Below are 11489 nucleotides of genomic sequence, written 5' to 3' on the forward strand. Positions count from 1 at the left end.
CGCGATTCACCGCCCGAGGTGACCTGTGGTGATCGGCTGTCGACCGCGCTCAGCCGACCACGGCGAGCGCGTCGATCTCCACCAGCAGGCCAGGGGGCAGCCCCACGTAGACCGTCGTCCGCGCCGGGTAAGGGTCCGACAGGAATTCCTCGTACACGGCGTTCATCTCGGCAAAGTGCGCGACGTCGGTCAGATACACCCGGAACATGATCACGTCGGACTCGCTCGCCCCGGCCGCTTCCAGTGTGGCCAGCACGTTGCGCATCGCCTGCCTGGTCTGCTCGCCGACGGTCGATCCCACCACCTCCCCGGTGGCAGGGTCGGCCGCGATCTGCCCGGAGACCTGCACGAAGGCGCCCTTGCGGACCGCCGGGGACAACGGCGCGGGCGGCTTCTTGGCGCCTTCCGGGTAATAGGCGGTGCGGGACATCAACGCTCCTTTCCCGGCGCCGGGGCGCCGCACTCGATGGATGCCTTCTCCGCCGCGGCCAGCAGGTCGGGCAGCAGCGACATCAGCTCGTCCAGGCCGGCGATGACCTTGGGCACGGACACCGACGCCGCCGCCACCACGCCACGTGGTCCGCTGATCGGGGCGGCGATGCAGTTGATGAAGTCCTCGTGTTCGCCGTTGTCGACCGCGTAGCCGCGCTCGGCGACCTTCTCCAGCTCCGCCAGGTACTCCTCGGCCGAGGTGATGGTGTTCTCGGTCAGTTTCGGGTAGTCCAGGCTCTCCGCGATCACCCGCCGGCGCTGCGGTGGCAGCGCCGCGACCAGCACCTTGCCCACCGCGGTGCAGTGCAGCGGCGCGCGCTTGCCGATCCGCGAGTACATCCGCACGGCGTGCTTGCTTTCGAACTTGTCGATGTAGATCGCCTCGCCGTCCTCGTAGCTGGCCAGGTGCACGGTGTGGCCGGTCCGCTGGTTGAGCTCGCGCAGGGCGGCTTCCGCGCACCGCCGGACGTCCCGGTCCTCCAGCGATCGCTGGGCCAGGTCGAACAGCGCCGTGCCCAGCCGGTAGTGGTGCGGCCCCTCGCGCTGCACGAAGCGATGGGCTTCCAGCGTGCGCAGCAGCCGCAGCACGGTCGACTTGTGCACCCCGACGGCGGCGGCCAGCTCGTTCAGCGTCTTGCGCCCGCTGGCCAGCTGCTCCACCAAGGTCAGTGCGCGGTCAAGGCTCTGGCTCATGAGCTCATCTTCGGCCCTTCGTCCGGGACCGCCAGCCCGTGCTCGGTGATCCGCGCCCGGGTCCAGGTGCTCTCGTCGGCTTCCAGCAGGCAGGCGACCACGTCGTCGGGCAGGGGCAGGCCGAGGTCGCTGGGGGAGCGCAGGGCGCCCGCGGCGCGGAGGTGCCCGGCCCGCAGCCGCCGCTGCGGGGAGGCACCCCGGAGGGTGGCGGAGAGAAAGCCCGCCGCGAAGGCGTCCCCCGCGCCGACCGGTTCCACCACGTCGACGGCGAGCGCGGGCTGGAAGAGCGGAGCGCGATCCCGGCCGCTGGCGGGGTCGCGCTCGATCAGGGTGGCTCCCCGCCCGCCGTGCTTGACGACCAGCGTGTCCGGCCGGGGGAGCAGCCGGCGAATGTCTCGCGGCGACGTCACCCCCCACACTTCGGCGGCTTCGTCGTCGCCGACCAGCACGATGTCCGCCGCGTTCGCCAGTTCGCCGAGCACCGAGACATCGCGGCCCGCCCACAACACGGCCCGCCAGTTCACGTCGAACGACAAGCGGTGCGTGGCCCGTGGGACGGCGACCAGCGCGCGCATCAGTTCCAGGCAGTTGTCGGACAGGGCCGCGGTGATGCCGGTGACGTGCACCAGCCGCACGCCGTCGAGCCGCAACGAGCCCACCAGGTCCGGCCCCATGGCGGAGGCGGCCGAACCGGAGCGGTAGTAGCGCACGGTGCTTCCGGTGACGTGGCATTCCTTCACGTACAGGCCGGTCGGGCGGTGCGGGTCGACCGTCACTTGCGAAACGTCCACGCCCGCCGCGGCGATTTCCGCGGTCACCGCGCGGCCGAACGCGTCGTCGCCGACGGCGCTGACCCAGCTGGTCCGCAGGCCCAGGGCGGCCAGATGGCAGGCCACGTTGGACTCCGCGCCGCCCACCGTCCGGGTCCATGTGCGCACCCGCTCGATCGCGCCGGGTTCGGCGGGCACGAACAGGGCCATCGACTCGCCGAGGCACAGCACCTCGGTACCCATATCCCTCCGATCCGTTGACCTGCCGTCGAGCGGATGGTACACACTTTCTCGCCACATTGTGCAACGGACATTGCAGAATATGCAACGAGGCGGATCATGGACCACCCGGTGGGTATCGATCACCGTCGCGTCGCGGCCATCCGGGACGAGGTGATCGACTGGCGTTTCAAGGGCATGCCGGAGTCGCTGGCCGGCTTGTCGATCGACGAGGCGGTGCGGCGGCGGCCGAACGTGTTCCGGGACGGCTTCCTGGGGCCGTTGCTGGTGCTCGCCGACGACGCGCTGGAGCACAACCTCGCCACGATGGCGCAGTGGTGCGCCCAGCACGGCGTGGCGTTGGCGCCGCACGGCAAGACGACCATGGCCCCGCAGTTGTTCGCCAGGCAGCTGCGGCACGGCGCGTGGGGGATCACCGCCGCCAACGCCAGCCAAGCCCGGGTCTACCGGGCGTTCGGCGTGCAGCGGATCCTGCTGGCCAACCAGCTCGTCGATCCCGCCGCGCTGCGCTGGCTGGCGGCGGAGCTGCGCAGGGACCCGTCCCTGGAGTTCTGCTGCTGGGTGGACACGGTGGCCGGGGTCGAGCTGATGACCGACGTGCTCGACGACGACGTCCAGGTGGACGTTCTGGTCGAGCTCGGCGCCGACGACGGACGCACCGGGGCACGCGGCCTGGACGCCGCCGTCGAGGTCGCCGAAGCCGCTGCCCGGAGCCCGCGGCTGCGGTTGACCGGGGTCGGCGGCTACGAGGGCGCACTGGCGCATGACGCCTCGCCGGAATCCCGCGCGAGAATCGACAGCTACCTGCACGACATCCGCGAGCTGGCCGTCGCGCTGGCCGGCCGGTTCCAGGGGCCGAAGGTGATCGTCACGGTGGGCGGCAGCGCCTACTTCGACCAGGTCACCCGCGCGCTCACCGCGCCGTGGCCGGAGCCGATGGACGTGCTGCCGGTGTTGCGCTCCGGCGCCTACGTCACCCATGACGACGGCTTCTACCGGGGCATCTCGCCGCTCGGCGAGCAGCCGCGCATCACCGGCTTCCCCGGCTTGCGCCCGGCGATGCGCCTGTGGGCTCAGGTCACCTCCCGCCCCTCGCACGATCTGGCGTTGCTCACCGCGGGCAAGCGCGATCTGCCGTTCGACGAAGGACTGCCGGTACCCCAGGTGCTCCGCCGGGACGGCGAGGTGTCTGGCCTGGACGGTTGCGCGGTCGCGAAGGTCAACGATCAGCACGCGTTTCTCCGGCCGGCCGGTGGTGTCCGCGTCGGGGACTGGATCGGCCTCGGGCTGTCGCACCCGTGCACCGCGTTCGACAAGTGGCCGCTGATCCCGGTGGTCGGCGACGACGGCGAGACGGTCGTCGACCTGATCCGCACCTACTTCTGACGAGGCGGGGCAGTCATGGACATCGTTTTCCGCAACGCCCGGGTGGTCGACGGCACCGGTCAGCCGGGTTACCTGGCGGACGTCGGCGTCTCCGACGGCAAGATCGCCGCCATCGAACAGGGCGGGCTCACCGGGCGGCGAGTGGTCGACGCCGACGGGCTGGTCCTCGCCCCGGGCTTCATCGACATGCACTCGCACTCCGACGTGCAGATCCTGGCGAACCCGGACCACCTGGCGAAGGTGTCGCAGGGCGTGACGACCGAGGTGCTCGGCCAGGACGGGCTGTCGTACGCGCCGGTGGACGACACCGTGCTGGACACGTTGCGGGCTCAGCTGGCCGGCTGGAACGACGATCCGCCCGGGTTCGACTGGAACTGGCGCACGGTGGGGGAATACCTGGACCGGCTCGACGAGGGCGTGGCGGTCAACGCGGCCTACCTGGTGCCTCAGGGCACGGTGCGGATGCTGGTGGTCGGCTGGGACGACCGGCCGGCCACCCCGGAGGAGCTGGACCGGATGCGCCGGATCGTGGCGACCGGGCTGGCCGAGGGCGCCGTGGGCATGTCGTCCGGCCTGACCTACACGCCCGGCTGCTATGCCGACACCGACGAGCTGGTGGCGCTGTGCGAAGTGGTCGCCGAAGGCGGTGGCTACTACTGCCCGCACCACCGCAGCTACGGCGCGGGCGCGCTGGCTGCCTACGCGGAAATGGTCGAGGTCGCCCGGCGGTCCGGCTGCCCGCTGCACCTGGCACATGCCACGATGAACTTCCCGGTCAACGCGGGCCGCGCGGGCGAGTTGCTGGCGCTGCTGGACGACGCGATCGCCGACGGGGTGGACGTCACGCTGGACACCTACCCCTACCTGCCGGGCGCCACCTACCTGTCCGCGCTGCTGCCCAGCTGGGCGGCCGAGGGCGGGCTGGAGGCGACCCTGGCCCGGCTGTCCGATCCCGCGACACGTGAGCGGATCCGCCGCGACATCGAAGAGACCGGCTCCGACGGATGTCACGGCGTGCCGGTCGACTGGGAATCCATCGAGATCAACGGGGTGCGCGAGGAGGCCAACGCACACCTGGTGGGCCGCAGCGTCGCCGAGTCCGCCCGCATCGCGGGCGTGGCGCCCGCGGACCTGTACTTCGACACCCTGATCGCCGAGCGCCTCGGCACCTCGTGCCTGATGCACGTCGGCCACGAGGACAACGTGCAGGCCATCATGCGGCACCCCGCGCACACCGGCGGCAGCGACGGCCTGCTGGTCGGTGAACGGCCCCACCCGCGCGCCTGGGGCACTTTCCCGCGCTATCTGGCCCGCTACGTCCGTGAACTCGGCGTGCTCGGGCTGGAGGAGTGCGTGGCGCACCTGACCGGGCGGGCGGCCAAGCGGCTGCGGCTGGCCGACCGCGGCATCGTGCGGGCCGGCTACGCCGCCGACCTGGTGCTGTTCGACCCGGACACGGTGGCCGACACCGCGACGTTCGACGAACCGCGCCAGCCCGCGACCGGCATCCCGTACGTGCTGGTCAACGGCGTCCCGGTGATCGACGACGGCAAGCCGACCGGAGCCCTGCCCGGTCATTCGCTGCGCAACCGGAGGAACTGATGGACCTGCTCGCCCAGCTGGCCGCCCACCGCGCGCTGTGCATCGTGCGCGCCGACCATGTTCCGGATCCGGCCGGGTTCACCCGCGCACTGGTGGACGCGGGCTTGCCCCTGGTCGAGTTCGCGCTGATGAACCAGGAGGCCCTGCGGGTCATCGCGCAGGCGTCCACGGTGGACGGCGCGGTGGTCGGCGCCGGGACGGTGATGACGCCCCAGCTGGCGCGCGATGCCGTCGCTGCGGGCGCCCGGTACCTGGTCACCCCGGGGCTGCGTCCGCGGGTCTCGGAGGAAGCGGCCCGGCTCGGCGTGCCCACCGTGCTCGGCGCACTGACCCCCACCGAGGTGGCCGACGCCATCGACTTCGGCGCGGCGGCGGTGAAGGTGTTCCCCGCTTCCCGGATGGGCCCGTCCTACTTCACCGAATTGCTCGGGCCGTACCCGGATACGCCGCTGGTGGCCAGCGGCGGGGTCGACGCGGGCAACGCCGCCGACTATCTCGCCGCGGGAGCGCTCGCGGTGACCGCGGGCTCGGCGGTGGTCGGCAGGGATCCGTCCGACGTGGCGGGGATCCGCGCGCGAGCAGAGCAGTTCGTCGCGGCGGTCAAGCGGGCGGCCGGGCCGGGGGAGCCTGCCGGGCAAGGAGCGGAGTCGTGACCGGGGTGGTGAGCTGGCTGCAGGACACCACGGGCGGTTTGCTGCTGCTCGCCGCCGCCGGTATCGCGCTGCTGCTGGTGCTGATCGTGCGGCTGAAGCTGGAACCGTTCATCGCGTTGCTGATCGTCGGTATGCTCACCGCGCTGGCCGCCGGCGTGCCGGTGGCCGAGCTGACCGGCTCCGCCCAGAACCCCGGTGATTCGCTGCTGGAGTCCGGCTTCGCCGGGATTCTCGGCCACGTCGCCGCGATCATCGGGCTGGGCACGATCCTCGGCGCGATGCTGGAGGCCTCCGGCGGGGCGCAGGTGCTCACCCGGCGGCTGCTGCGGTTGCTCGGCGAGCACCGCGCACCGCTGGCGATGGGCCTGGCCGGGCTGCTCTTCGGCATCCCGGTGTTCTTCGACGTGGGCATCTTCGTGCTGGCCCCGCTGGTGTACGTGGCGGCCGAACAGGGCCGCAGGTCGATCCTGCTGTACTGTCTGCCGCTGCTTGCCGGGCTGTCGGTGACGCACGCCTTCCTGCCGCCCCACCCCGGCCCGGTCGCCGCGGCCGGCCTGCTGCAGGTCGAGCTGGCGTGGGTGATCGTGATGGGCGCCGCCTGCGCCATCCCCGCCTGGTACGTCGGCGGGGTGCTGTTCTCGTCCTGGATCGGCAGGCGCATCCACGTCGCGGTGCCGGAGGAGATGCTGGCGGCCGCCCAGCTGGCCAGGGACAAGGTGCGGCCGGGCGGGACGGCCGGGGACGGCGACGACACCGGCGAGCCCGGCGGCTCCGGCGATGCCGAACCCGCCCTCGGCCTGGTGCTGTTCATCATCGCCATCCCGCTGGTGCTGATCCTCGCCGGGACGTTCGGCAGCATCGTGCTGCCCGAGACGTCGGTGGCCGCGGGTGTGGCCGGTTTCGTCGGCACCCCGGCCATCGCGCTGACCGTCGCGGTGCTGCTGGCCTTCTGGCTGCTCGGGTCCCGGCGGGGCATGACCAGGGAGCAGATCGCCGAGATCGCCGCCGTCGCGCTGCGACCGGTGGCGATGATCCTGCTGGTCGTCGGGGCCGGGGCGTTCTACGGCACGGTGCTCAAGGCCACCGGCATCGGCACCGCGCTGGCCGAGTCGCTTGCCGACGCCGGACTGCCGGTGATCTTCGCCGCGTACGTGATCAGCTGCGGGCTGCGCATCGCCCAGGGCTCGGCCACCGCGGCGATCGCGGCGACCGCGGGCATCATCGGGCCGACGGCGGCCGAGGTGGGCATGTCCCAGCCGCAGCTGGCACTCGTCGTGGCGGCGATCTGCGCCGGATCGATCATCGCCTCGCACGTCAACGACGGCGGGTTCTGGATCGTCTCCCGGTACTTCGGTCTGACGGTCAAGGACACGCTCAAGACCTGGACCGTGCTGGAAACGATCTTGTCCGTGGTCGGGTTCGCGGTGGCCGCGATCCTGATCACCGTGGTGTGAGGGGGACGGCGTGCACGTCATGGCCAGACGACTGTTCTTGGGACTCGCGGCGGCCGGTACCGGGGCGCTGATGGCCGGGGGGTCCGCGGCGGCCCACCACCGGGAGCTCACCGTCTACCTGGGGAGTTACACCTCCGGCGACCGCCCCGGCGCGGGCATGCAGCGCGCGGTGGCCGATCCGGCCACCGGCCGGCTCACGGTGGCAGGCACCGTGCCAGAGGTGCCGGAGGCGTCGTGGTTCGCCTTCTCCGCCGACCGCCGCATCCTCTACGTCACCAACGAGCTGTCCGAGGGTGCCGTCACGGCGGTGGATGCGGCACGCGGAACCATCCTGACCAGGCAGCCGACCCACGGCTCGGCCCCCACGCACACCAGCGTGCACGGGCGGTTCCTGCTCACGGCAAATTACGGGTCGGGCTCGGTCGTCGTGCACCGGCTGGGCGAGGACGGGCTGATCGGCGAGGTCACCGACGTTCGGACGCACGACGGGCCGGAGCCGCACGCCCATCAGGTGCTCCCCGATCCCAGCGGCCGCTGGGTCGTCGCGGTGGATCTCGGTGCGGACGCGGTCTACGTCTACCGGTTGGACCAGAAGACCGGGAAGCTGCATCCCCACCATCGGCTGCGGATGCCCGGCGGGTACGGGCCGCGCCACTTGGCGTTCCACCCCGACGGCCGCCGCGCCTACATCCTCGGCGAGCTGCGGTCGGAGATCACCGTGGCCGAGTGGCATCCCGCGACCGGCAGGTTCACCGCCGGGCAAGTGATCTCCACGTTGGGTGACGCCCAGCCGCCCGAGAACTACCCCGCCGAGATCGTCGTCTCGCAGGACAGTCGCTACGTGTACGCGTCCAACCGTGGCCACGACAGCATCGCGACCTTCGACGTCACGGCGAACGGCGATCTCGCCTTCGCCGGCACCACACCGTGCGGCGGCTCGTGGCCCCGCCACCTGACCATCGACCCCACCGGTCGCTGGGTCTACGTCGCCAACCAGCGGCAGCACACCGTCGCGTGGCTGCCGCGTGATCCCCGGACCGGCCGGCTCACCGCGCCCGCGGGCAGCACGGCCGTCGACTCCGTCTGTTTCGTGCTGTTCGAAAGGAGCTGGAGATGAGACGTGCGGCCCTGCTCGTGCTGGCCACCGTCGGAGCCATGACGCTTGGCTGCGCGCCGCCCCAGGCCTCCCACAACCAGCCGCAAGGCCCCGGCGAGACCACCGGCGAGCTGCAGGTGTGGCTGTTCGCCGAGCCCAACGACGAGCCGAAACGGCAGGTGGTCGCCGAGGCGAAGAAGGAGTTCGAGGCGGCACACGACGGCGTGACGGTCAAGGTCGAGTACCTGCCGGTCGACGGCAGGGCCAACCGGTTCAACGGTGCGTTCAACGACAGCACCAGCTCACCGGACGTCGCCGAGTTCGGCAACACCGACCTGGCCGGATACGTGGCCTCCAACGGCTTCGCCGACCTGACCGACGAGCTGGCGACATGGCCGGAGGCGGAGGACCTGGTGCCGAGCGTGCTGGAGACCGCCAAGGTCGACGGCAAGGTCTACGGCATCCCGTGGTTCACCGGTACGCGTGCGCTGTTCTACCGCACCGACGTGTTCGACGAGCTGGACCTGGAGCCGCCGGAGACACTGGCCGAGCTGACCGACGTGGCCAGGGCCATCCGCAAGGCCAAGCCGGACATGTACGGCATCGCCACCGGTGGTAAGTCGGTCTACTCCGCCCTGCCCTACATCTGGGCCTACGGCGGTGACGTGGCCGAGCAGCGGGACGGCACGTGGAAAGCCACGCTGACCACCCCGGAGGCCAAGGAGGGGCTGCGCCGCTACGCGGAACTGATCTCCGACGACATCTGCCCGCCCTCGGCGTGTGCGCAGATGACCGGGAGCGACGCGGTGGCCGCGTTCGCCGCGGGGAAAGCGGGCATGGTGATCGGCGGGGACTTCAACCTGCCCGCCGTGGACGCCGGGGCGGTGCAGGGCAAGTACGAGGTGATCCCGCTGCCCGGCGCCGAACGCGGTTCGATCGCGCCGCCGTTCGCCGGCGGCAACCTGATCGGCGTGTTCCGGGCGAGCAAGAAGTCCGGCCTGGCCGTGGAGTTCGCCAAGCTGCTGGCCGGCAAGAAGTACCAGCGGAAGATGTACGACGCGATGGGCACCCTGCCCACGTTCGCCGACGTGCAGGCGAAGCTGGTGAAGTCCGACACCGAGCTCGAGCCGTTCGTCGCCTCGGTGAAGGCGGGCACGAAGTTCGTCCCGGCCACCCCGGCGTGGACCAAGATCGACGCGCAGGGCGTGCTGCCGACCGCGATCCAGCAGATCGCCACCGGCGAGCTGACCGTCGACCAGGCCGCCGAAGCCGCCGCGGCCGAGATGGACGAGGCGTTCGGCGGCCGATGACGCTCGTCGGTGAGCGGCGCCGCGCCGCTGACGTGGCGGTGCGGCGCCCCAAGACGGCTGTGCACCTCGGCGACGGCCGGGCGGCGTTCCGCTACCTGCTGCCCGCCGGGGTGCTGCTGCTGGCCGTGCTGGCGTATCCGCTGTACCAGCTGGTCCAGATCTCGCTGTACGAGTACAACCAGCCGCAGGCCAGCGGGGCGGCGCCGCTGCGATTCCTCGGCCTGGACAACTACGCCGAGCTGGTGGCCGATCCGAAGTTCTGGGACGTGCTGGCCGCCACGGTGGTCTTCGCCGCGGTGTGCGTGATCGGCAGCCTGGTGGTCGGCACGGCGCTGGCGGTGGTGGCCAGCCGGGCGCGGCCGGTGCCGCGCATGCTGCTGTTCCTGGCCGCGCTCGGGGCGTGGGCCACCCCGGCGATGGCAGGCTCCTACGTTTGGTTGTTCCTGTTCGACGCCGATCTGGGCCTGGTCAACGAGGTGCTCAGCGGCATCGGCTTCTCCGGCATGGAGGGCCACGCCTGGCTGTACGACAGGTACTCCACGTTCGCCGTGGTGGCCGCCGAGATCATCTGGTGCTCGTTCCCGTTCGTCATGGTGACCATGTACGCGGGGATCAAGGGCATCCCGGCCGAGGTCGTCGACGCCGCCCAGCTCGACGGCGCTTCGTGGTGGCGCATCGCGACCCGGATCATCCTGCCGATGCTGCGCCCGCTCATCGTGATCGCCACCATCCAGTCGATCATCTGGGACTTCAAGGTGTTCACCCAGATCTACGTGATGACCAACGGCGGCGGGGTGGCCGGGCGCAACCTGGTACTCAACGTCTACGCCTATCAGAAGGCGTTCGCCGGCGAGGAGTACGGCATGGGCGCCGCGATCGGCGTGGTGATGACGGTGCTGTTGCTGATGATCACCGTGCTCTACCTGCGGGCCCAGCGGAAGGCGGGGTGGGCGCCGTGAGATCCCGGATCTCCGACGCCGTCTGCGTGCTGGCGGCGATCCTGGTCGCTGTTCCGCTGTACTGGATGGTGCTGTCCGCGGTGAAGCCGGATGGCGAGATCCGGTCGGCTTCGCCGCGCCCGTGGACGTTCGCGCCGACGCTGGACGCGTTCCGGCGGGTGCTCGACGTGGAGAACTTCGGCCGGTACTTCCTGAACAGCGCGGTCGTGGCGCTGCTGGTCGTGGGCGGGTCGATCGTGCTGTCGTTCGTGTCCGCGGTGGCGCTGACCCGGTTCGCCTTCCGCGGCCGGACCGTGCTGCTGGTGATGCTGCTGGTGGCCCAGATGGTGCCGGTGGAGGCGCTGACCATCCCGCTGTTCTTCATGGTGCAGTCGGCGGGCCAGGTGGCCCCGGCGTTCGGGCTCAACCAGCTCGCCCCGCTGGTGCTGATCAACCTGGCGTTCAGCCTGCCGTTCGCCATCTGGATGCTGCGCGGTTTCGTCGCCGCCGTGCCGCGGGAGCTCGACGAAGCCGCGACGCTGGACGGCGCCACCCGCTTCCAGTACGTGTGGCGGGTGCTGTTCCCCCTGGTCGCGCCCGGTTTGGTGGCCACGAGCGTGCTGTCGTTCATCCACTCGTGGAACGACTTCCTGTTCGCCAAGACGCTGATCTACTCCAGCACGGACAACCGGACGCTGCCGCAGGCGCTGCTGGTGTTCTACCAGCCGGACGAGCAGGACTGGGGCGCGATCATGGCGGGATCGACGCTGATGACCGTGCCGGTGCTGATCTTCTTCGTGCTGGTGCAGCGGCACCTGGTCAGCGGGCTGGCGGGCGCGGTGAAGGGGTGAGCCG

Annotated in this window: 11 protein-coding genes; 8 read left to right on the forward strand and 3 right to left on the reverse strand. The window is 71.2% G+C overall.

Annotated features, from left to right (window positions below):
• Nucleotides 1-49 precede the first annotated feature (49 nt).
• The 3 genes from CXP56_RS14685 to CXP56_RS14695 are packed head-to-tail and all read right to left on the reverse strand — an operon-like array spanning nucleotide 50 to nucleotide 2198.
• Entirely contained in the window at nucleotides 50-430 is a 381-nt protein-coding gene (locus CXP56_RS14685; RefSeq protein WP_028847835.1) for a RidA family protein, read from the reverse strand.
• On the reverse strand, nucleotides 430-1185 hold the full coding sequence (locus tag CXP56_RS14690; protein WP_286901513.1) for an IclR family transcriptional regulator: 756 nt from the start codon (nucleotides 1183-1185) through the stop codon (nucleotides 430-432). Before CXP56_RS14690 ends, CXP56_RS14685 begins: the two co-directional genes overlap by 1 nt.
• Entirely contained in the window at nucleotides 1182-2198 is a 1017-nt protein-coding gene (locus CXP56_RS14695) for a sugar kinase (RefSeq protein WP_038045046.1), read from the reverse strand. The genes CXP56_RS14690 and CXP56_RS14695 overlap by 4 nt, the downstream gene beginning before the upstream one ends.
• Nucleotides 2199-2294: 96 nt before the next feature.
• On the opposite strand from CXP56_RS14695, the gene CXP56_RS14700 reads away from it, so the two are divergent.
• The 8 genes from CXP56_RS14700 to CXP56_RS14735 are packed head-to-tail and all read left to right on the forward strand — an operon-like array spanning nucleotide 2295 to nucleotide 11485.
• The gene (locus CXP56_RS14700) at nucleotides 2295-3581 is read left to right on the forward strand and encodes an amino acid deaminase (protein ID WP_038045047.1); all 1287 of its coding nucleotides are present in this window, start codon (nucleotides 2295-2297) and stop codon (nucleotides 3579-3581) included.
• 15 nt (nucleotides 3582-3596) lie between these two features.
• The gene (locus CXP56_RS14705) at nucleotides 3597-5183 is read left to right on the forward strand and encodes an N-acyl-D-amino-acid deacylase family protein (RefSeq protein ID WP_028847839.1); all 1587 of its coding nucleotides are present in this window, start codon (nucleotides 3597-3599) and stop codon (nucleotides 5181-5183) included.
• Entirely contained in the window at nucleotides 5183-5836 is a 654-nt protein-coding gene (locus tag CXP56_RS14710; RefSeq protein ID WP_038045048.1) for a bifunctional 4-hydroxy-2-oxoglutarate aldolase/2-dehydro-3-deoxy-phosphogluconate aldolase, read from the forward strand. Before CXP56_RS14705 ends, CXP56_RS14710 begins: the two co-directional genes overlap by 1 nt.
• 5 nt (nucleotides 5837-5841) lie before the next feature.
• A complete protein-coding gene (locus CXP56_RS14715) occupies nucleotides 5842-7290 on the forward strand; it encodes a GntP family permease (RefSeq protein WP_286901537.1) in 1449 nt (482 codons plus the stop codon).
• 19 nt (nucleotides 7291-7309) lie between these two features.
• Nucleotides 7310-8407 carry a lactonase family protein gene (locus CXP56_RS14720; protein WP_286901516.1) on the forward strand — a complete coding sequence of 366 codons (1098 nt, stop codon included), beginning with the start codon at nucleotides 7310-7312 and terminating at the stop codon, nucleotides 8405-8407.
• A complete protein-coding gene (locus CXP56_RS14725; protein WP_028847842.1) occupies nucleotides 8404-9696 on the forward strand; it encodes an extracellular solute-binding protein in 1293 nt (430 codons plus the stop codon). Before CXP56_RS14720 ends, CXP56_RS14725 begins: the two co-directional genes overlap by 4 nt.
• On the forward strand, nucleotides 9693-10655 hold the full coding sequence (locus CXP56_RS14730) for a carbohydrate ABC transporter permease (protein WP_084609223.1): 963 nt from the start codon (nucleotides 9693-9695) through the stop codon (nucleotides 10653-10655). Before CXP56_RS14725 ends, CXP56_RS14730 begins: the two co-directional genes overlap by 4 nt.
• Entirely contained in the window at nucleotides 10652-11485 is an 834-nt protein-coding gene (locus CXP56_RS14735; protein WP_245566655.1) for a carbohydrate ABC transporter permease, read from the forward strand. Before CXP56_RS14730 ends, CXP56_RS14735 begins: the two co-directional genes overlap by 4 nt.
• Nucleotides 11486-11489 lie beyond the last annotated feature (4 nt).

Origin of the sequence: Thermocrispum sp., assembly GCF_002919275.1 — a bacterium.
Lineage (GTDB): Bacteria > Actinomycetota > Actinomycetes > Mycobacteriales > Pseudonocardiaceae > Thermocrispum > Thermocrispum agreste.

Excerpts from the sequence above, each read along its gene's own strand:
- CXP56_RS14710 (WP_038045048.1), top strand. The coding sequence starts at position 5,183 with ATGGACCTGCTCGCCCAGCTGGCCGCCCACCGCGCGCTGTGCATCGTG.
- CXP56_RS14730 (WP_084609223.1), top strand. The coding sequence starts at position 9,693 with ATGACGCTCGTCGGTGAGCGGCGCCGCGCCGCTGACGTGGCGGTGCGG.
- CXP56_RS14685 (WP_028847835.1), bottom strand. The coding sequence starts at position 430 with ATGTCCCGCACCGCCTATTACCCGGAAGGCGCCAAGAAGCCGCCCGCG.
- CXP56_RS14725 (WP_028847842.1), top strand. The coding sequence starts at position 8,404 with ATGAGACGTGCGGCCCTGCTCGTGCTGGCCACCGTCGGAGCCATGACG.
- CXP56_RS14720 (WP_286901516.1), top strand. The coding sequence starts at position 7,310 with ATGGCCAGACGACTGTTCTTGGGACTCGCGGCGGCCGGTACCGGGGCG.
- CXP56_RS14690 (WP_286901513.1), bottom strand. The coding sequence starts at position 1,185 with ATGAGCCAGAGCCTTGACCGCGCACTGACCTTGGTGGAGCAGCTGGCC.
- CXP56_RS14695 (WP_038045046.1), bottom strand. The coding sequence starts at position 2,198 with ATGGGTACCGAGGTGCTGTGCCTCGGCGAGTCGATGGCCCTGTTCGTG.
- CXP56_RS14705 (WP_028847839.1), top strand. The coding sequence starts at position 3,597 with ATGGACATCGTTTTCCGCAACGCCCGGGTGGTCGACGGCACCGGTCAG.
- CXP56_RS14700 (WP_038045047.1), top strand. The coding sequence starts at position 2,295 with ATGGACCACCCGGTGGGTATCGATCACCGTCGCGTCGCGGCCATCCGG.